The sequence below is a fragment of the Paenibacillus sp. YN15 genome (genome assembly GCF_003285005.1).
In the GTDB taxonomy this organism is placed as follows: Bacteria; Bacillota; Bacilli; order Paenibacillales; family NBRC-103111; genus Paenibacillus_AR.
The window spans coordinates 56593-82409 of the sequence record NZ_QMFA01000033.1; the positions used below are offsets into that span (position 1 = coordinate 56593).

Genomic DNA, 25817 nt, shown 5'->3' on the forward strand with positions numbered 1-25817 from the left:
CTATGCGCCTCCTTCAGCCTTCAGCGCTGCTTCCAGCAATTCCTGCTTGATGTTGGCAACCCGGCCAACGGCCGCAAGCCGCAGCAGGCGGGACATCGCCGCGCCTACCCAAGGACCGGCGCTGCGCCCGGAGGCGGCAATAAGCTCCCCGCCGGTTAAGGCCAGCTCCTTCAATTCCCTGACCTTGAGCCCGTTGAGCCACTCCCGCCCTTGATCCACAGGCAGCCGAAGGCCCGGCGCTGCAGGATAATCCTGCCGCTCCAGCGCCTCCATCACCGCAAGCCAATCGGAAGCCGCTTCCACGCCGATTTGCAGGGCGGCCAATTGCCACGCTTCGGCTGCTGAGCAAGCCTCCAGCCCATTGCATTTCCGGGCCATGTCCGCAGTCCACTCTGTTTCCGACGCCCATTGGTGGAATTCCGCCGCTCTGGCAAAACGCTCCAAATCCTTCAGCGAAAAGGTTAGCTTCCGAAGCAGCTCCCGACTCCGCTTGGCATCCATGCCAGCCGTCAGCAGGAGCAAAATCCAGCGCTGTCCTGCATCCTCCAACGCCGCCAGCGTCCCAAGCTCCGCAGGCAAGGCACAGCCTTCAGCAGCGGAATACGGCCAATCCAGCGCTTCCTTCGTAAACGCCAGCAAGCCGCTGGCGGCAAGCAGTCTCCAGCCCTCCACGGGATGCGGCCCGGCCATCATTCGCTCCAGCTCCACCCGGACCCGCTCCATGGCCACATGCAAGAGCAGCTCCCGCCGCTCCAGCACCGCCTGCCAGGTGGCTTCATCCACCGCAAGACCGTAAACGGCGGCAAAGCGGACGCACCGCAGCATCCGCAGCGCATCCTCCCGGAACCGCTCGGCAGGATCGCCCACACAGCGGAGCAGACCGGCCTGAAGATCGTCCTTTCCGCCGAAGGGATCGCGGATCACCCCGTTTTTGTCCATGGCCATGGCATTCATGGTGAAATCCCGGCGGCGCAAATCCTCCTCCAGCTCGGAAATAAACTCCACCTCATCCGGCCTGCGGAAATCCGCGTAGTCGGATTCCTTGCGGAAGGTAGTGACCTCGAAGGTCTCTCCCTCTGCCAAAACTGTGACCGTACCATGCTTTAATCCCGTGGGAATAGTCCGGGTAAACAGCTTTACCACCTCTTCCGGTCTGGCCGAGGTGGCGATATCAATATCTTTCACTGGCTTGCCCAGGTACTTATCCCTTACATATCCGCCGACAAAATAAGCCTCATAACCGGCCTGCTCCAATTGCTCCAGCAGGCCAAGGCCCAACTTCTCCATTTTGCTCCACACCATCGCATTACCCCAGACAGCTCAATTTAGATTCGGCGTTGCCGCCGGCAGCTTTCCGCTCCGGTGCGGCCCGCCCCAGCACACGGTAATAAATATCCTCATAATCCGCCGTAATCCGGTTATTGCAGAAGGCATTGCGGGCCCGGGACAAGCAGGCCTCCACCATCCGCTGGTACAGGCCGCTGTCCGACAGGAGCCGGATGGCGTCCCTGGCCATTTTGTCCGTATCCCCCACGGGGGACAAAAAGCCCGTTTCCCCGTCCTTCACCAGCTCCGGAATCCCGCCTGCCAAGGAGCCCACTGTAGGCACCCCGCAGGCCATGGCCTCCAAGGCCACCAGTCCGAAGCTTTCTTTTTCGGAAGGAAGCAGCAGCAGGTCTGCCAGGGAAATCACTTCAGCCACATCATCCTGCTTGCCGCAGAAGGACACCCGGTCGCTTAAGCCCAGCTCCTTGACCCGCGCCATCACCTTGGACAGGTCCGGCCCCTCTCCAACAAAAAGCAGGCGGGAAGGAACGTTGTCGTTGACCTTGGCGAATATCTCCACCACATCCAGGACCCGCTTTACCGGACGGAAGTTGCTGATGTGCATGAGGATTTTTTCGTCCACATGGGCGAATTCCGCCCTCAGCTTGCTGACGTTCCGGGGATAATAGACCCGTTTGTCCACGAAGTTATAGGTCAAATCAATGGGCCGGTCCACCAAAAGCGTCTCCCGGGTTTCCCGGATCAGGTCCTCCGACACGGCGGTAACCGCATCGCTCTGATTAATGGCGTAGCGGATCAGATCGGACAGGGAATCGTCCTGGGCCAGAACCGTAATATCCGTGCCGTGCAGGGTTGTAACCACCTTCAAGTGATCCCCCACCATTTGCTTGGCCAGGAGGGCGCACACCGCATGCGGTATAGCATAATGCACATGCAGTAAATCCAGCTTCTCCCGCTTGGCCACCTGCGCCAGCTTGCTGGCCAGGGACAGATCATACGGAGGATAGCGGAACACATAATAATCGCTGACTTCCACCTCGTGAAAGAAAATATGCTTATCGAATCTGCCCAGACGAAACGGGATACTATGCGTGATGAAATGAACATCGTGTCCCTTTTCCGCCAGCATCTTTCCCAGCTCCGTGGCAACCACGCCGGAACCGCCCAGCGTTGGATAGCAGGTAATGCCGATCCGCAAGGTTTCGCTCATATCCGATCCCCTTTCTCTTGCCGGGACTTTCCTTTATACAAACAAATTCACCTCATGAGGCATGAGGGAAACAAACCCTTCCGCGTATGTAAAATTCAGCTTTTGCCCAAGCAGCCGGTCTCTCTCTTCCACCCGGGTCAGATACGATTGGTTCAGCGGCGTAACCACATAGTCATTTCCTGGTCCGGCCTCCGTAAATTGGGAGCGGTAAGCGGACAGGGCTGCCGTTTTGCGGTCATACACCTCTCCCACATCCACAACCAGATCGGCCTCGTATACATCATTGATAAAATAAAACAGGAGCTTCTCCACCAGAACAGGCTCGCTCTGGGGAAGATAGCGCCGCAGCTTGGCGTTGAATACCGCCTCCTTCACCAGATGGCTGCATGCCACATGGTCAGGATGCCGGTCCTGCCAATAGGGCGCCATGACAATCCGCGGCCGGAGCCGGCGGATTTCCAGGGTAATGGCGTCGATCTGCTCCTTGCCCGCGTTGAGCCCCCGGTCCGGGAGCCCCAGATTGGTGCGCTCGGCAAGGCCAAGAATCTGCGCGGCCTCCTCCGCTTCCCGCTTGCGCGTCTCCACATCCCCGTTGGAGGACATTTCCGCCCGGGTGAGATCGCAGATGCCTACCCGAAGGCCTGCGGAGGTGTGCTTATAGATGGTGGCCCCCATGCCGATTTCGGCATCGTCGGGATGGGCGCCAAAAATCAGAAGATCAAGTCCGTCCGTCATTCCTCAACACCCGGCTTATATTTGTGAACCAGCTCCCGCCAGGCAAAATCCCCGCGTTCCAGCGCCTTGATCAGAATTTCCGCCGTCGCGATATTGGTGGCCACAGGAATCCCCTGTACGTCGCAAAGACGCAGCAGCGCCGTAATGTCGGGCTCGTGGGGCTGGGCCATCAGCGGATCGCGCAGAAAAATCACCAGGTCCATCTCATTTTGCGCTACCAAAGCGCCGATCTGCTGGTCGCCGCCCAGTGGACCGGACATAAAGCGGTGAACCTTCAGGCCGGTGGCCTCCATGATCCGCTGTCCGGTGGTGCCGGTGGCATACAGCTCGTGTTCATCGCAAAACACATGTTCAAATGCTACTACGAAATTGACCATTTCTTCTTTTTTTCGGTCGTGGGCAATCAAGGCTATTTTCATGGGCATCGGTTACTCTCTCCCCTTCTTGTCTCTGTCAGTCGATAAAATGCTCGAATCCGTACACCATTCCCGTTGTCTCCAGCACCTTCTTGACAGCCAGGTTCACACCGGGCATGTAGCCGGCGCGGTCGAAGGAATCGTGGCGGATCTTCAGCGTCTGGCCGTAGCCTCCGAACACAACCTCCTGCTGGGCGAACACACCGGGAAGGCGGACGCTGTGGATTCTAAACCCATTGTAGTACCCTCCGCGGCTTCCTTCAATACTTTCCTCTTCTTCGGGATTGCCCTGGCGCAGCTCTCTGCGGTTTTCGGCAATCAGCTCGGCTGTTTTGATGGCGGTGCCGGAGGGCGCATCCAGCTTCTGGTCCCCATGGAATTCGATAATTTCCACATGGGGCATATGCTTGGCGGCCTGGGCGGCAAACCTCATCATCAGAATGGCGCCGATGGAAAAATTGGGGGCGATGAGCCCGCCGATTCCCTGCTCCCGGCACTGCTTGTCCAATTCGGCGATATCCTCCGGCGTAAAGCCGGTGGTGCCGATAACCGGCCGTACGCCGCAGCGGATGGCCACACTGGTATTCACAACAGCGGATTGGGGAATGGTGAAATCCACCAGAACGTCGGGTCTGGTCCGGATGAGCGTCTCCCCCAGCTCCCGGGTAAGGGCCACTCCGCAATCCGGAAGCCCAACCAGGCTTGCCGCATCCTTGCCTTCCTCATGGCGGTCCACAGCGGCAACAAGCTTCAGTTCCGGGTCCTCCAGGACCATCTTGACCACTTCTCTGCCCATCCGCCCGCTTGCGCCCGATACTGCAACTTTAATGATGTTTGTCATCCGCTTCACCTAGTTCCTTCCATCTTGTTCTCTATTGTGCGCCATTCATCCCTTTACTTATTACGCAGCGTCTTGGACAGCCGCTTTTCCAACTCGGCCTGCAACCCCCGGACCCCTTCATGCTGGGGATTCAGCCGCGACGCTTCCTTCAGGGCGGCAATCGCCTGGGGATATTCCTCAAGCTCGCCCAAGGCGTATCCCAAAAGCAGCCGCGCCTCTACCGACAAGGGGTCCAGCCGGATGGCTTCCTTCAGCAAACTGACGGCCAGGTACAACTGGGAGCCGCCCTGCTTGAGGCAGGCCTCTGCCTGAACCGCTTTTTCTTTGGCCAGGAGATAGTCCAAGTGAAGCTGGTACACCGACTCTCCGCCCGACAGCCTCAATGCTTCGCGGGCATAGCCCAATGCCTCCGGCAGTTTGTCGCTCCTGGCGCAGGTTATGGACAGCCGGTAATAATAATCCGGATTATCCGGCTCCAGGGCAACCGCCTTGAGAAACCATTCTACAGCCGCTTCAAAGTCGCTTTTCAAAATCGCCTCATACGCCCGCTGGATCGCCTCCGCGCCATTCATTCTATCCCCTCCCGCAACCCGGTTCAAACCGGTCGGATGGGATATTTTATGACGGGAGCTCGCTTTCGGTGTCCCGTCTCTGCCAGCGGTTGGCATCCCGGGTGTTGAATTTGTGCATCACCTTGTTATGGGCCTCCGTCAAATCAATCCCCAGAGAATTGGCGAAGCAAACGGTAATGAACAAAATGTCCCCCAGCTCCAGCTCAATGGAGTTCTCCGCCTCATCCGGTTTTTTCGGTTTTTCGCCGAACCGGTGGTTCACTTCCCGGGCCAGCTCCCCCACTTCCTCGGTCATTCTGGCCAGCATGGTCATGGGGCTGAAATAGCCTTCCTTGAACTGGGATATGTACTGGTCCACTTCATGCTGGATATCCTGAAGCGTCTTCGCCTGCAAAGCCGCCCGCCTCCTTGATTGTAGCTGTTTGCTTTCTTGGTGTTTGGTGCATGTTTACATACGATAATAGCATTGATTGTCGGGTTTTGCACATAGAGAAATGAGCGGAAACGGCTGCCGGGCGCAAAATCCGTTCCGCTTCTCCCCAGCGAAACGTCCATAAAATGAAAAAACAGGGTATAATGGATGCTGTATGCAGCCATTTGCACCCTGAATTCATCTTGCATTCCTCTCATGAAAGGGGCGTTGAAAACGGAATGTTGGACCGCCGGCAATGGGATCTGTGGAAATCCGTATTTTTTATTGCGCTGGGCTCCGCCATCTATGCCTTCGGACTTCACTATTTCGTCATCTCCAACCAGCTGATGGAAGGAGGGGTTACCGGCATCGCCCTGCTGCTCTATTATGCCGGCGAGCTTCCGCCTTCATTGACCACCTTGGCCTTGAACATTCCGCTGTTCATTCTGGGCTGGAGCATCCTGGGCAAACGGGCCATGCGCCTGACCATTCTGGGCACGGTGGCCGTTTCCCTGTTCCTGGCCTTGATGGAGCGCTGGACCCGGGCCGGCTGGATCAAACCCTTCGAGAAGCCGGATGATCTGCTCCTGGTGGCGCTGTATGCGGGGATCACCCTGGGAACCGGGCTGGGACTGGTGTTCCGGTTCGGCGGCACCACCGGAGGCGGGGACATTATCGCCCGTCTCGGGAATAAGTACCGGGGCTGGAGCATGGGCCAGGTAATTCTGGGGTTTGACGCCGTGGTCATCGGCGCCGCCCTGTTTTATTTGCCTCAGGAGCGGGTGCTGTACACCCTGGTTTCCGTATTTATTGCCACCCGCACCATCGATTTCATCACGGAAGGGGCTTATGCGGCCAAGGAGTTTACCGTCATTACCGATAAGGGCGAGGCCCTTGCCGCGGCCATCACCAAGGAGCTGGACCGGGGCGTAACGCTCCTGCCCGCCATAGGCGCGTATTCCCAAACCGCCAAAAGCATGGTGTATTGCATCGTGGGACGCGCCGAGGTGCGGCGGCTGAAAACGCTGGTGCGCGCCGTCGATCCCCAGGCCTTTATGGTCATCAACGACGTTCACGATGTGCTGGGCGAGGGCTTTAAGAAGGAGTGATGCTTGACGCGGCGGCCACGGGTTAGAATTTGAGATTGGGGATGTAAGCGCCATAAAATGTATGCTATTTGCCCAAACAACCTGCTATCCGGTAAATAGCATACCTGAAATGTACGTTATCAGCTGAAAATGGACGATAACCAGGCTTGATTTGAGGAATAGCGTACATTTTGTGTATGCTATTCCCATGTAAAGTAGCTTCTGATCCGGATAGCGTACATTTTGTGTATGCTATACCTTCGCCGCACATTCATAACTGCAAATACCAAATAAACTGTGTTTCATGACGGTACTCCGGCTCATTATAATAAGCGTATTCGTCTACCATAGACAGGACTGCGCCTTGTTTGTGATAAAACTTTACAGCCGGAACATTGTTGTTCTGACACTCAATTTTCATTTGTGAAAGGTTCTGTTCGCGGGACCAGCTTACCGCCATATCAAATAACCTTTGTCCAACACCTTGCCCCTTATAATCATCATGTACCCGAATGTCCCACAGCACGGCCAGGTCATCTCTGCCCGCAAGCATATTTATTTCTTTGGTACGTGACAAAACAGTAGCAGCACCGATGGGGCATTCTCCGTCAAAAGCCATAAAGAAAGCCCAGTTGGAAATGTCAAATCGCTTTTCCCACCGTGTCACACTTTCATCATCGCCTGTACAGAAATCCTTGACATGCGGCTTCACAGAAGTTTCAACAAGTGCAAAACCTCCTAATCCGCGGTTTAATTTCTCGACCTTATAATAGCTTGTCACGTTTATGCGCATAGGGATACTGTCGTATTGGGGGAAATATGTTCTATCCACTTGCTTGCATACGATCATTTTGAAATCTTCTCTCCTTCTGAGCTGTTCAACATGGTTATTAATAAAACAAACACCAATTCACTCCAAATTTATCAATCAACCCAAACATATATGGACTAAAAAAGCATGGACCTAGCGGAAACTTTATATCCGCATCTTCTTTTAACACATCATAGGCATTTTCTATTACTTGCGATTCAGATTCGGTAAAATGTAGACAAAACTGCATTGTATTCCCCGAAATACTGTTCTCATCCAATGTTTCTGATAAAGCCACGATTTGACCGAAATTTTTTCACCTCGTTAAAATTGTCGCGACGCCGAAAGCAGACTATCCGTCTGAATTTCGATTCGCCGGACTCTCGTTCCGTTATTTTGCAAAAATTCCCCCTTTTTTCTCCTTCGCGGACTCACAATCCGTTAAGTGTGAAAAAACGAGGGAATTCCTTGTTTCTGGAGTAAAATAACGGATTCTCTGTCCGCCGCCAACCGTTCCCCTCTTTTTCACCCAGCAGAAGTCCTTTCCGCAACGCCGAAGCCATCCTGACACACTGCTGAAAGCAAATTTCCGCTTCCTGCCCTGTCGAAGGCTGAAAGCCAGGATAGGGCCGGCAGATTTCCACCATCAATTGCCCCCACCCATGCCGCGGAAGCGGGGCGGCCGCACCGCCTCCCGCTCCACCCGGATCATCCGCCAGCCGGCGAAAGCCAGCACTCCGGCAATGACCAGGCCGATGGTCAGGGTCCATAGAATAGGCTGATCCGGCTCCACAATCGGCAAATAAACGGATTGGTCATCCCCTTTGCGGAACAGGGCCGAGAGGGTTTCCCGCCATTGCCGGATGCCTCCCTCCAGCGCTTCCTTCTGGAAGGCGGCAGGCTCCACCTGCTTCGCAAAAAAAGCCAGCAGCGAATCCATCCGCTCCGCCTCCTCGGGAGTGCGGCTGATCCACACGGAGGGCCGGATGGCGTCATAATGGCCGTTCAGCGCAACAAAAGCCGCTTTGGCGGCCGCCTGGTTCCCCTTGGATGCCGCCTCCTCCAGACGGGCGGTGTCGCCGCTTAACACTTTATAATAATGGAGCCACATGGGCTGTTTTTTGTGGGTAAGGGCATCTGCAGCCAGCTTCAGCCGCGCCGCCGCGTGAACAACCTTCTCCGGCTCCAGGCTGGCCGCGTTGAACTGGCGCTTGGCCTCCACCACGGCATCCGTCAGCGCATCCACTCCCTCTATGCCGGTCACGCCGGCATAAGAAGCGGAAGCCGCCAGGTTTCCGAATTCCTCCAGCGCCTTCCTGGCCTCCAGATATTGTCCGGCGGCGGCATGCTTGTACAGCTCGTCGGCTTTTACATTCAGCGCTTGCAGCTGTGCGGATTCTTCCGCCAACGGCATCTCCATGCTTTTTACGCCTTCCGCCTGTTCCCGCCCGCAGCCAGCCAGGACCAGCATCACTATCAACCCCAGCAGGCAGAGCGGGATTGTACATCTTCTACGAATCATCATGTGGACATCCCCCCTAAGACAAGCATATGGGGGTTTGTCCTTATTTAGACCGTTTTCTCCTGCCGCCGCACAGAAGCAAGGCCAAACCCAGCCCGGTTACACTGAGCAGCATGGTGAAGGCCTGGATCACGGACAGATCATCATCCAGCACGTCGGACAGATACGGGAAAATGCCGAAGCGGTAATCCGCCAGGTCATTGTACAATGTCCAGAAGGCTGCAGCAGCCAATGTGCCCTTGCGGACCTGGAAGAACCGCGCATACAACAGCGCCTCCGCCGCCATGCCGAGATGGGAGCCCACCAGCATGTAATGCTGCCAATTGAGGACATCCCCCTGGGCTTGTCCGCCAAAAATCATCGCCACCGCCCAAATGCCGTATTTAAACGACGTGACCACCGCCAATACCTCCACGAAGCTGCGGATAATCAGCGTATTGGGATTGGAAAGCCGCCGCTCGGGAGAAAGCCACAGCCATCCGATGGCTATTGTAAAAAACAGGCTTGCCGTGGGGCTGTCCGGCACCAGCAGCACCATCCACCCCGGTTTGGTGTCCCACACCTTTTGCAGCTGGTCCCAATACCAATAGAAGCCGTAAACCGTCCCCAGGGCGTTGATCCAAAACAGACTTTTCAGCATAAAGGGAGAAACCAGTCCCTTTTCCCCCAGCCAGAATCGAGCGCTTTGTATGTATCTCTCCTGCAATGTGTAATCCCGACCTTTGTCATGTAATGTGGTATGGAAGCTGAATTCATCGTACCACAAAACGGCAAAAAAAAGACTTACGAAATTAAGAGATCATTTCATAAGTCTTTTTCAGCATGCGGAGTTCATTTGTCAAAAGCAGGAAGCGCTTTTCATCCCGTTTGGCCAATGCCGCATCAATTTCATGATATAATGTTTTTTCCTTATGTTTACGCACGGATTCATCCAACACCAGCTCTGCATAAAGCGACAGCATAGCTTCATAAGATGCATACATTTTTCCCATTGACATGAACCTCCTTGACCCTTCCCTTTGCGTTTCCGCCGCAATAGCGCTGGAGGCACAGTCATGGATGTGTCTATGGCGTTTTCTTCAGGAGCCCTGCCGGTACTCTTTGCTCCGGAGGATATACCCTTCGGAGGTGCGCCGCATCCGATCCAGATCCGCCTGCGTCAGTTCCCGCACCACTCTGGCCGGAGAGCCCATCGCCAGAGTGTAGGGAGGAATGGTTTTATTTTCGGTTACAAGAGATCCGGCTCCTATTAAAGCATATTCACCGATGTCTGCGCCGTTTAGTACGATAGCCCCCATGCCGATTAATGTGCCTTTGCCTATCCGGCAGCCGTGGATAATGGCGTTGTGGCCCACGGAGACATCCTCCCCCACCAGGAGGGGCTGCCCTTCATTCACATGCCCGATGCTGCCATCCTGGATATTGGAGCCCCTCCCGATAACCACCGGCGCCAGATCGCCGCGGAGCACCACATTGAACCAAACGGAGGCCTCCTCCCCGATGCGCACATCGCCAATCAGCTTCACGCCTTCGGCAATATAAGCCGATGCCCCTATGACAGGCAAAATCCCGTTGTACGGAATCAGCATATGTTCTCCCGCCTCTCACTTGTTTGGGGAGAATTCTATCCCATGCCCGGCGGGATTGTCAATTATTTGCATTCCAGATCAAGCTTGTCCTCCTCCGGCAGCCAGGTGCCCTGGATCACGCTTTTGCCCAGAGCGGACACCTGAATGACAGTTCCCGCCCCGTCGTCGGCTCCGATCCTGACCAGTCCCAGGTGCATCAGCATAGGCAGCACCCGCGATTCCAGAATGTCACGGGGGGTGTCATAGTAATAGGGTTTGATGAGGGGACAAAGCACCTGCGCCGCCGATTCCGCCGTCACCCACCGCTCCGCCAGCCTGGAAAGCCAATGGGCCAGCGCCTGGAGATTGGGAACCGGTTCCCGGTAGAGCCGGAGCCAAAAGGTATACAAATCCTTCACCGTCTCCCGGCCTCCCGATGCCGCCAACTCCCGCCCCGCAGGGGTCAAGCTTACCTCCGTCCCCTCTTCCTGCAGGTAGCCGTGATAAAAGCAATAGTCATAGATGAAGGAGAACCGGATGGGATACTCCCGGTACCGTCTGCCGTACCCGAAGCGCCAGGCGGTTTTGGCCACCGGCTCCTCCTGGACGGACAGCTGGCCGATAATCTGCTGCACCTGCTTTTTATAGAGAAAGCCTTCCGCATTCACCGGCAAAGGAGACTGCATCAGATTCATCAGAAATGTCCGGATATCCTCCGCCAGCCGATTTTGCTCGTCCCGGTAGACCCGCGGCATGGTTTCCAGATAGTCCAGCCTTCCGGCAAAATGCCGCTCCAGCGCCTCCGTGAACCGCCGCTTCAGATCATCGGGCACCTGGAACAGGTATTGGGTGTCCCGGGAATAGCCGTTGAACAGCCACCCCCGCTGCTTAAACCGGGTGACCAGCTCCCGCGGGTTCCACTCTCCCCCTTCCTTCTCCTCCGGCCGGGAGTTGTTGGCCCGGGCCATCAGATCCTCCAGACTGAAGGCTTTTCTTTCTTCAAATAAGAGTGAATTGAGAAATTGGATATCCGCTTTTTCCATGCCGGCCACAAGTTCATCCAGCACACGCTGGCGCCCCACTGTGGACAAAATCGACTGGATAAGCTCATTTTTGGAATGGGTGCTGCATTCGCAGTTATAGCTCCGGGCGATGCGGCCGAGCTCTTGAATATCCGTATAATTCAGCATCTCTGCCAGGTTCATGGATTCCCCTCCTGCCAGCATTTTATTACCATTATGGAACGATCCGGCAGGATGTATACGCGGCGGAATCGCCGGCCACAAAAAAAGCTCTCCCGCCAAGGGAGAGCTGATCAGACAAAGGGATGAATCCCCTTTTTGCGAGCATGCGGCTTCGTTTCGGAGCATCACATCGCTTTGGGGGGATTTTTTATACTCGTGTCCGGGAGAGCCAATTCATGATGAGAAGTGTGGAGATCAGGCCCAGTATGGACAAAGACAGCATATAGTCAGGCATTGAGCGCAGCGGTCCGATCTTCACCGGATCGATAATCGTGGGACTGACGCTGGCCAGGGCGGTATTCGGCATGGAATGGACGTTCAGGGAATCCGCGGGATTAATGGTGGCTTTGGCAGCCTGGTTAATTCCGTAATCCTTGGTGGGGGCAGGCTCTGCAGAATGCTGGGTATTGTAAGCCGTATGCAGAAAGCTGACCAGAAACAAGGCGACGAAGAAGGCGGCCATCACCGTAAGCTTCCGCCGAAGAGCGAAGGAAATGGAGTAGATCTTGTTCGTGATCGGCGTCCTCCATGCCTCCTGCTGGTAGATGCGCTTCATCACCTGATCCGATACCAGGGGAGAGGTATAGAGAACAGGCTCCGCCTCCTCCTGGGAGAGCCGGATCAAGTCGGCGCTCTCCTCCCAGATGCGGAACTCTTCCATGCAGGACTCGCATTGCCTGATATGCTCATCCATTGCAATGCGCTCCTCATCCTCCTCGGGCAGGTCAAAATAAATGCCCAGCCGTTCTTGAATATCTTCGCATTTCATCGTTGATTCATCCCCTCAACCTCTTCAAAGATGGGATCCGAAAAGTACGGCTCCAGCTGGAGCTTCACACTGGCCCTGGCCCGGAACAAAAGCGACTTCACGGCACTGACGGTTTGGCCCAGGATATTGGCGATTTCCTGGTAATCCATCTGTTCGTATTCCCTCAGGATCAGCGCCGAACGCTGCTTCTCCGGCAGATTGTTGATCGCGTCCCGGACCATGCTCACCTTCTCGTTCTTGAGCATGTTCTGCTCGGGCATGGAATCCAATGGCGCGCGGGGCACATAACCCGACTCATCCAGGGACACCCGGACATGCTTCTGCTTCCGGAGCTCGCTTAACACCGTATTTCGCGCTATGGTGTACAGCCAAGTGGAAAAGGAGGCATCCACCTCCCGGAAGGTTTGCAAACTGCGGTAAGCTTTATAAAAGGTCTCCTGGCATAAATCATCGGCCATGATTTCCATACGGGCACTCTTCAGCATGTGGAACACAAAGGCGAGTATCTTCCGCTCGTAACGACGCATCAGTTCAGCATAAAGTTCCACATTGCCGTCTTTAATTTCTCGGATTAACTGGGAATCGGTCATTACAAGCAACCCTCCTTGCTTGCATCCGTCCCAGGTTTTGGCTTCACACATAAATACCCCGGGCGCGGAAAAAAGTTGCGCTTGCTTTTATAAAAACCTTTATCTATGTAAGGTATGGACGAATTTTTAGAATCATGACATCCGTCAGAACGGACAATGCAATTCCTTGCAACAATTATTCTAGATGAAGGGCCAAAACTCCTGCTTGCTTCGACAAAAAAGTACATGCCACACAAAACTCCCTCAATTTGGAAGCGATAATTCCCCCGCCGTCCTTCAATCGCCGCTATTTGCGGCCCTTCGGCTGTTGGAATGGAAAGTCCTGTGGAGGACACTTCCGGAATCGCTCTTTATCTATACGTTGGCGGACGGCATTAGGGTGCAGCTTCATACCGCAGCCGTATTTTCGCAAAAAAAAACCGCCGTTCACACGGCGGGTGCACATTGTGCAATTCGGATAGGAGTGGAGAGAAACCATACTGTAGTTCTTATTATATGTATCCGTTTTCAAATTGTCAACCCTTTTTTGAAAACGATTCCTTTTTCTTTTGGAAGCGCTATATCCCCGGCCGCGGCCTCATTCCGCCCCCATTTTTGCCGCCGTAAGAGTCGCTGAGTTCCGCAGCAGAAGGCAAACCCGCTTCATTAAAATAAGCTTATTATGCCCTCCAAGAATTTAGTTTTCGGCATGGCCGAAACTTATACATTCTTTACGTGTAAAAAAAGCTCCCCGGAGAATCATTCCGGAAGAGCTTTTGGAAGACCGTTACATATGAATGGGGTAATGGGGCTTGAGCAGCTCCACGGCACGGTCCTGGTCCGGCTGATTGCGGAAGGACAGCCGCAGGATGCCCGGCACGTCGGCCCGGCTTTCGATAATTTGGATGTTGCTCAGGTTCACCCGCTGGTCGCCTAAGATAGAGGCAATATGCCCGATAATGCCCGGATGGTCCGGCACATCCACATACACATCATACAGGGAGGTCAGCACACCCTTGCGCCGCTCCGGCAGACGGCTGCGGAATTCCTTGGCGGAGCTGAAGGCATTTTCGATCCCCTCGCCGTCCTCATATTGCAGCATCCGGACAAAACGGTCCATTTCCTGGCCCCAATCCTTCAACAGGCGAAGCACCACCTGCCGGTTGTTCAGCAGAATATCCCGCCAGATGCCCGGCTCGCTGGAGGCAATCCGGGTAATATCCCGGAAGCCGCCGGCAGCCAGAGACTCGTAGAGGGAGTCCTCCCGGTTGTACCCGGCGATCTGGTTCACCAGCGCCACGGCAATAATATGGGGCAAGTGGCTGATGGCCCCGACAATATCGTCATGCTTCCGGGCGTCCACCCGGACAATCTGGGCCTTGGTCAGCCGCAGCAGCTCCTCCAGGCGTCCGTAGACCTCCTCCGGCACCTGCTCAGAGGGAGTCAGCACATAAAAGGCGTTCTCGTAGAGATGGGACGAGGCTGCCTCCACCCCGGAACGCTCCGATCCGGCCATGGGGTGGCCGCCGATAAACCAGGCGTCCTTCCAATCCAGCCGGGCCGCCGCTTCCGCCACAGAGCCCTTGGTGCTGCCCACATCGGTAATGATGCAGCCGGGCTTTAGATTGAAGTTCTGGAGCTCCAGCAGATATTCCTCCAGATTGCCCACGGGCACGCACAGGAAAATAAAATCCGCTCCCTCCGCCGCTTCCCGCATGGAGGTAGTTCCTTCATCCACCACTTCACGCTTTAAATATTTATCTACGGAGGCTTGGCTCCGGGAATGCCCGACAATATGGAGCCCCGGCTTGCCCTTGAAGCATAGGGCCAGGGAGCCTCCCATCAGCCCTACTCCAAAAATAGCGATTTTGGTCATGTGGTTTGCCTCATTTCCGGGATTTCCGCCAATGTCCGCTCCAAGGCGGCGATAAACCCTTCATTCTGCTCTCTGCTTCCTACCGTCACCCGGATCATAGTGGGGAAGTCCAGCTTATGCCCGCCGCGGATAATGTAGCCTTGCTTCAGGAGAGCCTCGAATATCTGGCCCGCCGGCCGATTCAGCTCCACCATAATGAAGTTGCCGTAAGCGGGAAGCCAAGTCAGCCCCAGCCGCGCAAATTCCCCGGTCAGGTACTCCAGGCCCGCACTGTTCCGCTCCTTGCATTCCTTCACAAAAGCCTGGTCCGCCAGCGCCGCTTGGGCAGCCACCTGGGCGAAGCGCGTGGTATTGAAGGGCTCCCGCACCAGATTGATGGTCCGGATCACATCGGGATGCCCGATGCCGTAGCCGATGCGCATAGAGGCCAGTCCGTATATTTTGGAAAAGGTCCGCAGCAAAACTACATTGGGATGCTCCTCCAGCAGCTTCAGGCCATCATGATAGTCCGGACTGGTGACATATTCGGCATACGCCTCATCCAATACCACCAGGGCCGTAGCGGGCACCGCCTCCAGGAAAGCCTTCAGCTCCCGATGGGTGACCATAGTGCCTGTGGGATTGTTGGGGTTGCAGATCCAGATCAGCTTGGTCTTGGGTGTAACCTTGGCCAGCATTCCCTCCAGATCGTAGGTATAATTCTTCAAAGGAACCTCATAAATCACCGCATTCTCGATTTCGGCGTTATGCTTGTATTGTCCGAAGGTATGGGTGGACATTACCGTCTCGTCCCCCGGCACCAGGTAGGCTCTGGCGATCATAAGGATAACTTCGTCGGAGCCGGCGCCGAAGATGATCTGATCCGTCCCCACTCCCCAGAAGGCGGCTACCGCCTCGGTCAGGTCAACGGCTCCTCCATCCGGGTACAGGCTCATATGCTCCATTTCGCGGATGAGGGCATCCTTCACAGCGGTCGAGGAACCAAAGGGATTCTCATTGGAGGCCAGCTTGGTCACCTCTGTCAATCCCAGCTCGCGCTTTACTTCTTCTATGGGCTTGCCAGGCTGGTAAACCGGCAAGTGGACAATATTCGGCTTTGGCTGCATGTTGGTCAACACCCCGTTTTTCATTTCTGATTAGCTTCTTCAAGGGTCCCCCGGCGAATGGTAAAGCTTTCTTCCATCCGGTTTCACCCCGTTGTGCAGGCCGATCCTACAGAACCGGGGGCCTTTTCGCGCTTTAAAGCAGGTATGCCTCTAATTGTCGCATAAGGGATGCCGGAATGTAAATAGAAAATATCCTTTCTTCGGGAAAATCAAAAAGCCCCGGCCGCATACCGGCCGGAGCGCACTTAAGCTGAGCGCAGCACTTACCCCTTCAGCTCCTGGACAAATTCACGGATGCGCCCAAGTCCCTGCTCCCGCGTACCCGTATCTGCAAGCAGCGCCTCCGCTTCGCCTATTGTCCGCACAATGGCGCTGCCTACCACCACGCCGTCGCATACCTTGCCGAAGCGCTCCACCTGCTCCCGGCTGGAGATGCCGAAGCCAACCGCCACCGGCAAATCCGTGGACCGCTTCACATCGGCGATAAACTCCTCCACCCCGCCGAAAAACTGGGTCCGGGTGCCGGTTACGCCCAACGAGGAAACACAATAGATAAAGCCCTGGGCGGTTTCCGTAATCCGCCTGATCCGCTCCTTGGAGGTGGGCGCTACCAAGGGAATCAGGTGAACGCCATTGGCCTCGCAAAGCGTCCGCACCTCCTCGTTCTCCTCGAAGGGCAAATCGGGAATAATGGCGCCATGGATATCATTTTCCGCCAGCAGCCGGAAGAACCGGTCGAAGCCCAGCTGCAGCACGGGATTGTAGTAGGTAAACAGAATGAAGGGCAGCCCGATTCCCTGCTCCCGCGCCCGCCCGGCCACCTGGATACAATCCACAATGCTGACCTTATGGCGGAGCGCCCGGGAGGAGGAGGCCTGAATCACAGGACCGTCCGCCAGCGGATCGGAATATGGGACGCCCAGCTCCACAATATCCGCTCCCGCCCGCTCCAGCTCCCGCAGAATATCCACGGAGGTGTCCAGATCGGGATCGCCCACAGTGATAAACGGGATCAGCGTCAGCTTCCCCGCTGCCCGGTTTTTTTGAAACGCTGCATCTATCCCGTTCATTGCAAGCCGCCTCCCAGATACTTCATAATCGACTCCACGTCCTTGTCGCCCCGGCCCGACAGACTGACAACAATGATCTCGTCCTTCTTCATGCCCGGCGCCACCTTCACGGTTTGGGCAATGGCATGGGCGCTCTCCAAAGCCGGGATAACCCCCTCCAGCCGGCTCAACAGCTGCAAAGCCTCCAGCGCCTCCGCATCGGTGATGGGCACATATTCGGCCCTGCCCGTATCCTTCAGGTAGGAATGCTCCGGCCCTACCCCCGGATAGTCCAGTCCCGCGGAGATGGAGTGGGCCTCCACCACCTGGCCGTATTCATCCTGCAAGAGATAACTAAGCGATCCCTGGAACACCCCATGGGTGCCTTTGGACATAGTAGCGGCATGTTTGTCGGTGTCCACGCCCTTGCCTGCCGCCTCTACCCCCATCAGCCGCACCGATTCATCCTGCACGAAGGGATAAAAAATGCCCATGGCGTTGCTGCCGCCGCCCACGCAGGCGATGACCAGATCGGGCAGCCGTCCTTCCATCTCCTGAATCTGCGCGCGTGTCTCATCGCCGATCACCCGCTGGAAATCCCGCACAATCATGGGATACGGATGGGGCCCTACCACACTGCCCAGGATATAGAAGGTATCCTCCACATTGCTGACCCAGTAGCGCAGCGCTTCATTGCCGGCATCCTTCAAGGTCCGGGAGCCGGAGGTTACCGGCACTACCTCGGAGCCCAGCAGATTCATCCGGAAGACATTCAACTGCTGGCGTTTGGTATCCTCCTCGCCCATAAACACCTTGCACTCCATGCCAAGCAGCGCGGCGATGGTAGCCGTTGCCACACCGTGCTGGCCGGCTCCGGTTTCGGCGATCACCTTCTTTTTGCCCATTCGTTTGGCCAGCAGGCCCTGTCCGATAGTATTGTTGATCTTGTGCGCGCCGGTATGGTTCAAATCCTCGCGCTTCAGATAAATCTTCGCCCCGCCCAGATGCTCCGTCAGCCGCTCGGCATAGTACAAATTGGTGGGACGCCCCGAATAATGCTTCAGCAGCCCGTTCAGCTCAGCTAGAAATTCCGGGTCCCGGGAATATTTCTTGTAGGCTTCCTCCAGCTCAAGGAGAGCGTTCATCAGGGTTTCGGGGACATAACGTCCTCCGAATTTGCCGAATCGCCCATACTGGTCAGGCACTTGTCCGATGCTCATGCTTCTTTCACCCTTTCCACAAAAATCCGGATTTTCTCCGGGTCCTTCACGCCTTCCGTTTCTACGCCGCTGGATACATCCACGCCGTCGGGAGCATAGTCAGCCAACAGCCGCCCCACATTATCCCCATGAAGCCCTCCGGCAATGATCAGCCGCCGCCCCGCCTTGCGGGCCCATTCCCGTACGGTTGGAATCGCCTCCCACGGAAAGGTCCTGCCGCTGCCTCCGCCGGTTACGGGGTCGAAGGTGTCCAGCAGAAACGCATCCGCATAAGGCACATAAGGCGCAAGCGTCTCCGTCAGCCGACCCGCAATATCCGGAAGACACAGCTCCCCACTGTTCTCCTCCCCCGCCTCCGGCAGCGTCGCCGCCTTAAAAATCTCCACACCGAAGCGCTCCTTCACCTGCCGGCAAAATAAAGGCGTCTCCTGTCCATGCAATTGTACAATGTCCAGAGGCGCTTCCGCCATGACATGCTCCAGCTCCTCCATGGAAGGATTGACGAACACACCTGCGGCAAGAAAGCCCCCCCGCTCCCGGAAGCCTTCCTCCCGGAGCAACTGGATCAACCGGCCTGCCTCCCCGGTCGTGACCTGCCTGCGGCTTTTGGCAAAAACAAAACCGATATGATCCACAGGCAGCCCCCTCATGGCAAGAAGGGTCTCCGGCATGCGGATGCCGCATATTTTAACCGATGGCGCCACCGGCTTCACCTCTTTTCCATCCGGACGGGCCCCAAGAGATCAAGCACCGCTTGCCCCACATCCGGCTGCCGCATAAAATGCTCCCCAACCAGCACCGCCTTGGCTCCTACCCGGCTAAGATAGTCAATTTCCGCCCGCTGCCCGATGCCGCTTTCGCTGACCACGGCCACTTCCTTGGGCACATATTGGATCAGCTCCTCCGTGGTGCGGATGTCCGTCACGAAGGTATGGAGATTGCGGTTATTGATGCCGACAAGCGACACGTCCAATTCAAGAGAGCGCTCCAGCTCGGCCCGGTCGTGAACCTCCACCAGAGCGTCCAGCCCGATATCCTGCGCAATGGTCAAAAGCTCCTTCATTTCCTGCGGCTTCAGGATGGCGGCAATCAGCAGCACCGCATCCGCCCCCAGAAGGCGGGCTTCATACACCTGGCGGTAGTCGATGGTGAAATCCTTGCGCAGGAGCGGAATATCCACCGCTTCGCGCACGGCGCGGAGATAATCGTTGCTGCCTTGAAAATAGTCCGTATCCGTCAGCACGGAGATGCAATCCGCCCCGGCGGCGCGGTATGCTTCCGCCAGACGTACGGGATGGAAATCCTCCCGGATGAGACCCTTGGAGGGAGAAGCCTTTTTTACCTCGGCGATCAGGCCCATGGGCCGATTGCTGCCCTTGCCCAGCTTCTCCGCAAAGCCAAGGCAGGCGGACATTCCGGCAATCTGCGCCTCCGCCTTGGACAGAGAAAATACTTCTTTCAGACGATCCACTTCCTGCTTTTTGGTGGCGACAATCCGATCAAGAAACATGGCTCAGCTCCTTGGTATATTGGATAAGCTCCTGCAGCTTCTGATAGGCGCGTCCCGAATCGATGGCGGCGGCGGAGAGCTTGACTCCCTCCTGGAGGGTGGTGCAGCGCTCGGACACATAGAAGCAGGCTCCCGCGTTGGCCAGCACCACATCCCGGTAGGCTCCCCGTTCGCCGCGCAGCACGGACAGGATGATGTCGGCGTTGGTGGCCGCATCCCCGCCGGTTATGGCTTCAATGCCGGAGGCCCGCAAGCCCAGATCATCCGGCGTCAGATCATAGGTAGCCACCTGGCCGTTCTTCAGCTCGGTAATCCGGGTAGACGCGGAAATGCTGATTTCATCCAGCCCGTCGTGGCTGGCCACTACCATTCCCCGCTTTAAGCCCAGCTCCCGGAGGACGTTTGCCATCAGCTCGGTTTTGTCCAGATCGAACACCCCCAGCAGCTGGCGGTCCGCCGAGGCCGGATTGGTCAGGGGGCCCAGCAGGTTAAACACGGTGCGGATGCCGATTTCCTTGCGGGGTACGGCGGCATGCTTCATGGACTGGTGGAACACCTGGGCGAACATAAAGCAGATGCCCAGCTTATCCAGGCAGCGGGCCGCTCCCGCATCATCCAGCGCGATGTTGACGCCCAGCGCTTCCAGCACGTCGGCGCTGCCGCTTTTGCTGGAGGCGGCCCGGTTCCCGTGTTTGGCTACGCGAATGCCCCCGGCAGCCGCCACCAACGCCGATGCGGTGGAGATATTGAAGGTATGCGCGCCATCGCCTCCGGTTCCGCAGGTATCCAGCAGATTGGCGCTGTCCGTTGCCACCTTCCTGGCATAACGGCGCATGGACTGGGCAAAACCGGTCACTTCCTCAATGGTCTCGCCTTTGATCCGCAAAGCTGTCATCAGACTGCCGAATTGCGCCTGGCTTACCTGACCCTCCATAATCTGTGCCATCAGGGAGGCGGCCTGCTCCCGGTTCAGATGCCGGCCCTCCACCAATTGGGCGATGCCCTGCTGAATAGAAAACGTCTCCACATTCAATCCCCCTGTCATGAAATAAGCTGATCCCAAGCGGCAGGCCGGATATACCCCTCTATCCTTTTTAGCCTCCGATAAAATAATCCCCGTTCACTGTCGCCGCCGGCTCTGCGCCGAACACCGCCTCGGCGGTGCGGATGGCTTTCAGCGAAGCCTTGGCCTTGTTCACTGTTTCCTCGTATTCCTTCTCGGGTACGGAATCCCAGACAATGCCGGCTCCCGCCTGGACGTAGGCCTTGCCCTGCTTGAATACCACCGTGCGGATGGTGATGCAGGTGTCCAGATTGCCGGAGAAGCCCAGATAGCCGATAGCCCCGGCGTAGCAGCCTCTGGCCTCATTTTCCAGCTCGGCGATAATCTCCATGGCTCTGAGCTTGGGGGCGCCGGAGACCGTGCCTGCCGGCATGCAGGACAGGAAGGCGTCGAAGAAATCCTTGTCGCCGCGGATGCGTCCGGTCACGTTGGAGACGATATGCATCACATGGGAGTATCGTTCGATTTCCATGAAGGTATCGCACTTGACAGTGCCGAACTGGGAGACCCGGCCCAAGTCGTTGCGCCCCAGGTCCACCAGCATCAGATGCTCCGCCCGTTCCTTTTCGTCGGCCAGAAGATCCCGCTCCAGCGCTTCATCTTCCTCCGGAGTGGCGCCTCTTGGACGGGTGCCCGCAATAGGTCTTGTCTCTACCCGCTCATCCTCCACCCGCACCAGAAGCTCCGGCGAGGTGCCTACAATAACCTCATCATCCAGCTTCAGCACATACATATACGGAGAGGGATTCATGGTCCGGAGAATCCGGTACACCTGCAGGGGGTCCACATCCGTTTCGATTTCGAAGCGCTGGGAGAGCACCACCTGGAAGATATCCCCGGCCCGGATATATTCCTTGGCCGCCTCCACATTGGCGATGAATTTGTCCTTGGTGATATTGGAGCGGATTTCCCCCAGCTCCACGTTCTCGGGTATGGGCCGGTGAATCATCCGGTTGGCCGGCACCGGCCGGATCAGCTTGGCGATCAGCGCGTCGATTTTGGCGCAGGTTTCGTCATATGCCCGGATAATCTGGGCGTCCGTGGCCCCGGCCGGAATATGGACATTGGAGATCACCTTCAACTGCTGCTTAAAATGGTCAAAGGCAATCACCTGATCGCAGAACATGAAGTGGATATCGTCCATCCCCAGGTCATCCAGCTTGTGCTTGGGCAGCCGCTCGTAATATTGCAGGAGATCGTAGCCGAAAAAGCCGACGGCGCCTCCGGTAAACCGGGGCAGCTCTGGAATGGACGGGCTTCTATAGGAACGGAGCAGGGATTTCAGCACCTCTACCGGCTTCTGCTCCTCGTAGCGGGCCGACTCCTTGCCGTTTTGGATCTCGGTAATCCCGTTTTTTGCTTTGACCACCAGGAACGGATCGGTTCCGATAAAGGAGTAGCGGGCCCACTTGACCCCACCTTCCACACTTTCCAAAAGGAATGCGCGCTTCTCGTTATAAAATTGCTGAAACACCCGGATCGGCGTTTCCGTATCGGCCAGCAAATGGCGGACGACGGGAATGAGATTGTATTCCCGCGCCAGGCGGATCACCTCTCCGACAGTAGGTGAATACATGGGCACCTGCTCCTTTCTAAATTTTTCCCCCAAAAGTGAAGTGAAGCTCTGTAGCTTATTCCGAATACTTTTGGGGGAGCCCCACAAAAACATTCCCCCAAAAGTGAAGTGAGGCTCTGTAGCTTAGTCCGATTACTTTCGGGGGAGCCCCCACAAAAACATTCCCCCAAAAGTGAAGTGAAGCTCTGTAGCTTATTCCGGGTACTTTTGGGGGAGCCCCCGATTTAAAGATATGCAAAAAAGCCTCTACTTTGGAAGTAGAGGCTGCCGAGTCGTTATGAAAGGATGAGTCCAATAGGAAATAAGCACCCTGCTTGCGCTCTAAGGCGGCAAACAAGGAATGCGGCAAGAGACACCGGTACGGTCCATCGTCCCCGGCTTTCTCGGCTCTGCTTCGCTTCACTCGGCTCAACTCTTCCAACTTGCACTCTGCTTGGCATCTACTGCCCTCAACTGACTCTCATTGCTTGTTATCCACTATACCCCATGCTCCCATTCCCGTCAAGCCGCTTCCTCTTCTTGCTATCCGGCAATATCCGGCCGCAGCACCCGTGCTTCGTTCAGATACACATGCCGGATTTCCTTCTGGGATTTGTCCGTGTTGATGTGCACCATCAGCCGGATGCAGCGGGGCAGGCTGGGTTTCACGGGGATTTCCAGAGAGCACATGAGGGGAACCAGCTCCCACCCCTCCATTTGGCGGATCGCTTTTGCCGGAAAGGCCGCGGTCAGGTCCTCCGTCGTGGTCACAAATACGCTGCAGATGTCCTCCGGCACCACATGGTTGTCCTCCACAATCTGCAGCAATAAATCCGATGTGGCCTGCAAAATTTCCTTTTCATCATCCAGGGCGACTGTTGTTGCGCCGCGTATGCCGCGTACTACCATCATGGATTATTCTCTCCCTTCAGCTCCTCCACTACGGCACGCACCATATCCGCCGAAACAGAGCTGTCGATCTTGACCTTGCCGATGGCTGTGGGAACAATGTACACCATCTTGCCATCCCGGAACTTCTTGTCATGCTGCATGGCGGACATAATGGCGTCCGTACTGTAAGCCTTATCGACGTTCACAGGCAGCTGGAACTGTTCCATCAGCGCCTTGGTGACCGTATGAATTTCCGCGGGGTAGCCCATTTTGACCGCAAGGCGCGCCGCTCCCACCATCCCGATGGAAATTGCCTCCCCATGGGTCAGCTCGCCGTAGCCGGCCACCGCCTCCAGGGCATGGCCCAGGGTATGGCCCAGGTTGAGGATCGCCCGCAGGCCGCCCTCCTTCTCATCCTCGGACACCACCTGCGCCTTCACCTTGCAGCCGAAATACAGCGCCTCGCCCAATACCTCCAGATCCAGGCCGAGGAGCTTGTCGGCGTTCTCGCCGCACCAGTTGGTGAAGCCTTCATCCCAAATCAGCCCGTGCTTTACCACCTCAGCCAGGCCGGAACGGACATCCCGGGGAGGCAGGGTCAAAAGCAGCTTGGTGTCATAAATGACAATCTCCGGCTGATAAAAAGCGCCAATCACGTTTTTGGCCTTGGGATGATTGACCGCCACCTTGCCGCCTACGCTGCTATCATGGGCCAGTATGGTGGTGGGCACCTGCACGAAGCGGACGCCGCGCATGTAGCTGGCCGCCGCGAAGCCGCACAAATCCCCGATGACCCCTCCACCCAAGGCAATAAAGACGGAATTGCGGTTAAGCCCCGCTTCAAGCGCGGTTCCAACAATGTCCTGCAGCACCGCCAACGACTTGGTGGCTTCGCCGGGCTCCGCAATGTACGTGCCCACCTTGTAGCCGGACTCCCTCAGCAATCCGACGATCCGGTCCAGATGCAGCGCCGCCACATTCTTGTCGGTGACAACTAAGAGCGGCGTACCGGGCTTGATCCCTCTGCCCGCCAGCAGGCTTCCGATGGATGCCGTTACATCCTCGCCGATGTGGATGGGATAGCTGCGTTCCCCCAGATCCACGTGCAAAATCTTAGTTTCCATGTTTCAGTACCCCTTCACCTGTTCCAGATAGCTTGTATAATTGCGGCGGATTTCCTCGATGGAATCCCCGCCGAATTTCTCCATAAAGGCCTGGGCAACCTCCCATGCCACCACATTCTCCATAATGACCCCCGCCGCCGGAACCGCACAGGTGTCGGAGCGTTCGATCTGGGCGGTGAAGGCCTCCTTGGTGTCAATGTCCACACTGGGCAGCGCCTTGTAAAGAGTGGCGATAGGCTTCATAACGCCCCTGACCACAATGGGCTCGCCGGTGGTCATGCCCCCCTCCAGGCCCCCGGCCCGGTTGGTCCTGCGGTTGAAGCCCGCTTCCTCCGAATACAGGATTTCGTCGTGGAGCTGGGAGCCTTTGGTGGAGGCCGCCTGGAAGCCGATGCCGAATTCCACACCCTTGAAGGCCTGAATCGACACCACCGCCTGGGCAATGCGCCCGTCCAGCTTCCGGTCCCATTGGACATGGCTGCCAAGGCCTACCGGGGCGCCTTCCACGATCACTTCCACGATGCCGCCCAAAGTGTCCCCTTCGGATTTGGCCTGGTCGATGGCTGCCATCATTTTCACTTCCGCGTCCTTGTCCGTTACCCGGACAGGGGATTCCTCCGTCAGCCGGACCAGCTCATCCAGCGGCAGCTCCTGCCGCACCGCCTCCACATCGCCGATGCGGATGACCTGGCCGGCCACCTTAATGCCGAACTCCGCCAGGAAAGCTCTGGCTATGGCCCCTACCGCAACCCGCACGGTTGTCTCCCGGGCGCTGGAGCGCTCCAGAATATTGCGCAGGTCCCGCTGGTTATATTTCAAGCCGCCGTTCAGATCCGCGTGTCCCGGACGGGGACGGTTCACCCGGCGTTTGCCTTCATTTTCTTCCTCCACGGGCTCAACGCTCATCACCTTGGTCCAGTGGGCCCAGTCCTTGTTTTCCACCACAAGGGCCACCGGCGCGCCGGTGGTTTTGCCATGACGGACGCCTCCGACAATGTTCACCGTATCCTTCTCGATCTGCATCCGCAAGCCCCGGCCGTAGCCCTTTTGCCTGCGGGCCAACTGAACATTTACTTCCTCCGCCAATACATTCAGATTGCTGGGGAGGCCTTCAATAATCGCCGTCAATTGCGGACCGTGGGTTTCGCCTGCCGTCAGGTATCTCATATGCCATTCTCCTCTATGTTTCCGTTTCTGTATCGCTTTAAAGCGCGTTATCAAATCCGCAATTTGCTTTAGCGCTTTTATGCACTAACTTACGGGTTATTATAGTACAGATCCGTTCGTTTGACAATCCCTTACCCGCTTCATGTGTTGTTGTTCTGTGATAATGTCATCCTATAACTGTTCTGAGATAATGTCACCATGAGACAGGAGAC

General features: G+C 56.5%; 27 protein-coding genes. 1 reads left to right on the plus strand and 26 read right to left on the minus strand.

Going from position 1 to position 25817, the window contains the following annotated elements:
* The 7 genes from DQG13_RS22065 to DQG13_RS22095 are packed head-to-tail and all read right to left on the minus strand — an operon-like array spanning position 1 to position 5455.
* Positions 1-1287, minus strand: a complete 1287-nt coding sequence (locus tag DQG13_RS22065) for a CCA tRNA nucleotidyltransferase (protein WP_181592918.1) — start codon at positions 1285-1287, stop codon at positions 1-3.
* A gap of 19 nt (positions 1288-1306) precedes the next feature.
* On the minus strand, positions 1307-2497 hold the full coding sequence (bshA, locus tag DQG13_RS22070; protein WP_113022244.1) for an N-acetyl-alpha-D-glucosaminyl L-malate synthase BshA: 1191 nt from the start codon (positions 2495-2497) through the stop codon (positions 1307-1309).
* A 33-nt stretch (positions 2498-2530) separates the two neighbouring features.
* Positions 2531-3232, minus strand: a complete 702-nt coding sequence (gene bshB1, locus DQG13_RS22075) for a bacillithiol biosynthesis deacetylase BshB1 (RefSeq protein WP_113022246.1) — start codon at positions 3230-3232, stop codon at positions 2531-2533.
* Positions 3229-3657, minus strand: a complete 429-nt coding sequence (mgsA, locus tag DQG13_RS22080) for a methylglyoxal synthase (protein WP_113022248.1) — start codon at positions 3655-3657, stop codon at positions 3229-3231. Before mgsA ends, bshB1 begins: the two co-directional genes overlap by 4 nt.
* Before the next feature lie 28 nt (positions 3658-3685).
* A complete protein-coding gene (gene dapB / locus DQG13_RS22085; RefSeq protein ID WP_113022290.1) occupies positions 3686-4489 on the minus strand; it encodes a 4-hydroxy-tetrahydrodipicolinate reductase in 804 nt (267 codons plus the stop codon).
* Between the two features lie 53 nt (positions 4490-4542).
* Complete coding sequence (locus DQG13_RS22090; RefSeq protein ID WP_181592919.1) at positions 4543-5061, minus strand: tetratricopeptide repeat protein; 519 nt, start codon at positions 5059-5061, stop codon at positions 4543-4545.
* A 46-nt stretch (positions 5062-5107) separates the two neighbouring features.
* A complete protein-coding gene (locus tag DQG13_RS22095; RefSeq protein ID WP_113022252.1) occupies positions 5108-5455 on the minus strand; it encodes a nucleotide pyrophosphohydrolase in 348 nt (115 codons plus the stop codon).
* Between the two features lie 257 nt (positions 5456-5712).
* Here DQG13_RS22095 and DQG13_RS22100 point away from each other — a divergent pair, with 257 nt between their 5' ends.
* Positions 5713-6582 carry a YitT family protein gene (locus DQG13_RS22100; RefSeq protein ID WP_113022292.1) on the plus strand — a complete coding sequence of 290 codons (870 nt, stop codon included), beginning with the start codon at positions 5713-5715 and terminating at the stop codon, positions 6580-6582.
* A 250-nt stretch (positions 6583-6832) separates the two neighbouring features.
* On the opposite strand, the gene DQG13_RS22105 is transcribed toward DQG13_RS22100, so the two are convergent.
* From DQG13_RS22105 to aroC, 19 genes are all read right to left on the minus strand, one after another.
* Entirely contained in the window at positions 6833-7411 is a 579-nt protein-coding gene (locus tag DQG13_RS22105) for a GNAT family N-acetyltransferase (RefSeq protein WP_113022254.1), read from the minus strand.
* Between the two features lie 607 nt (positions 7412-8018).
* Positions 8019-8897: a sporulation protein YpjB gene (locus tag DQG13_RS22115; RefSeq protein ID WP_113022258.1), complete on the minus strand. Its 879-nt coding sequence runs from the start codon at positions 8895-8897 to the stop codon at positions 8019-8021.
* A gap of 40 nt (positions 8898-8937) precedes the next feature.
* A complete protein-coding gene (locus DQG13_RS22120; RefSeq protein ID WP_113022260.1) occupies positions 8938-9534 on the minus strand; it encodes a DUF1405 domain-containing protein in 597 nt (198 codons plus the stop codon).
* A 151-nt stretch (positions 9535-9685) separates the two neighbouring features.
* A complete protein-coding gene (locus tag DQG13_RS22125; protein ID WP_113022262.1) occupies positions 9686-9886 on the minus strand; it encodes an IDEAL domain-containing protein in 201 nt (66 codons plus the stop codon).
* An 87-nt stretch (positions 9887-9973) separates the two neighbouring features.
* On the minus strand, positions 9974-10483 hold the full coding sequence (locus DQG13_RS22130; RefSeq protein WP_113022264.1) for a gamma carbonic anhydrase family protein: 510 nt from the start codon (positions 10481-10483) through the stop codon (positions 9974-9976).
* A 62-nt stretch (positions 10484-10545) separates the two neighbouring features.
* Positions 10546-11667 carry a hypothetical protein gene (locus DQG13_RS22135; protein WP_113022266.1) on the minus strand — a complete coding sequence of 374 codons (1122 nt, stop codon included), beginning with the start codon at positions 11665-11667 and terminating at the stop codon, positions 10546-10548.
* 187 nt (positions 11668-11854) lie between these two features.
* Positions 11855-12475: an anti-sigma factor family protein gene (locus DQG13_RS22140; protein ID WP_113022268.1), complete on the minus strand. Its 621-nt coding sequence runs from the start codon at positions 12473-12475 to the stop codon at positions 11855-11857.
* A complete protein-coding gene (locus tag DQG13_RS22145; RefSeq protein WP_113022269.1) occupies positions 12472-13065 on the minus strand; it encodes an RNA polymerase sigma factor in 594 nt (197 codons plus the stop codon). The genes DQG13_RS22140 and DQG13_RS22145 overlap by 4 nt, the downstream gene beginning before the upstream one ends.
* Positions 13066-13831: 766 nt before the next feature.
* Positions 13832-14920: a prephenate dehydrogenase gene (locus tag DQG13_RS22150; protein ID WP_113022271.1), complete on the minus strand. Its 1089-nt coding sequence runs from the start codon at positions 14918-14920 to the stop codon at positions 13832-13834.
* Entirely contained in the window at positions 14917-16026 is a 1110-nt protein-coding gene (gene hisC / locus DQG13_RS22155; RefSeq protein WP_113022294.1) for a histidinol-phosphate transaminase, read from the minus strand. The genes DQG13_RS22150 and hisC overlap by 4 nt, the downstream gene beginning before the upstream one ends.
* Before the next feature lie 263 nt (positions 16027-16289).
* Positions 16290-17096, minus strand: coding sequence for a tryptophan synthase subunit alpha (gene trpA, locus DQG13_RS22160; protein WP_113022273.1), 807 nt, complete (start codon positions 17094-17096; stop codon positions 16290-16292).
* Positions 17093-18295, minus strand: coding sequence for a tryptophan synthase subunit beta (gene trpB, locus DQG13_RS22165; protein WP_113022274.1), 1203 nt, complete (start codon positions 18293-18295; stop codon positions 17093-17095). The genes trpA and trpB overlap by 4 nt, the downstream gene beginning before the upstream one ends.
* Positions 18292-18999, minus strand: coding sequence for a phosphoribosylanthranilate isomerase (locus tag DQG13_RS22170; protein ID WP_258525807.1), 708 nt, complete (start codon positions 18997-18999; stop codon positions 18292-18294). The genes trpB and DQG13_RS22170 overlap by 4 nt, the downstream gene beginning before the upstream one ends.
* 5 nt (positions 19000-19004) lie before the next feature.
* Positions 19005-19805, minus strand: coding sequence for an indole-3-glycerol phosphate synthase TrpC (gene trpC, locus DQG13_RS22175; RefSeq protein ID WP_113022276.1), 801 nt, complete (start codon positions 19803-19805; stop codon positions 19005-19007).
* The gene (gene trpD / locus DQG13_RS22180) at positions 19795-20850 is read right to left on the minus strand and encodes an anthranilate phosphoribosyltransferase (protein WP_113022278.1); all 1056 of its coding nucleotides are present in this window, start codon (positions 20848-20850) and stop codon (positions 19795-19797) included. The genes trpC and trpD overlap by 11 nt, the downstream gene beginning before the upstream one ends.
* Before the next feature lie 49 nt (positions 20851-20899).
* Positions 20900-22444 (minus strand): anthranilate synthase component I, encoded by a 1545-nt coding sequence (trpE, locus tag DQG13_RS22185; RefSeq protein WP_113022280.1) that lies wholly within the window; start codon positions 22442-22444, stop codon positions 20900-20902.
* A gap of 522 nt (positions 22445-22966) precedes the next feature.
* A complete protein-coding gene (gene aroH / locus DQG13_RS22190) occupies positions 22967-23332 on the minus strand; it encodes a chorismate mutase (protein ID WP_113022298.1) in 366 nt (121 codons plus the stop codon).
* Positions 23332-24438 (minus strand): 3-dehydroquinate synthase, encoded by a 1107-nt coding sequence (aroB, locus tag DQG13_RS22195; RefSeq protein WP_113022282.1) that lies wholly within the window; start codon positions 24436-24438, stop codon positions 23332-23334. The genes aroH and aroB overlap by 1 nt, the downstream gene beginning before the upstream one ends.
* 3 nt (positions 24439-24441) lie before the next feature.
* Entirely contained in the window at positions 24442-25605 is a 1164-nt protein-coding gene (gene aroC / locus DQG13_RS22200; RefSeq protein ID WP_113022284.1) for a chorismate synthase, read from the minus strand.
* Positions 25606-25817: the final 212 nt, after the last annotated feature.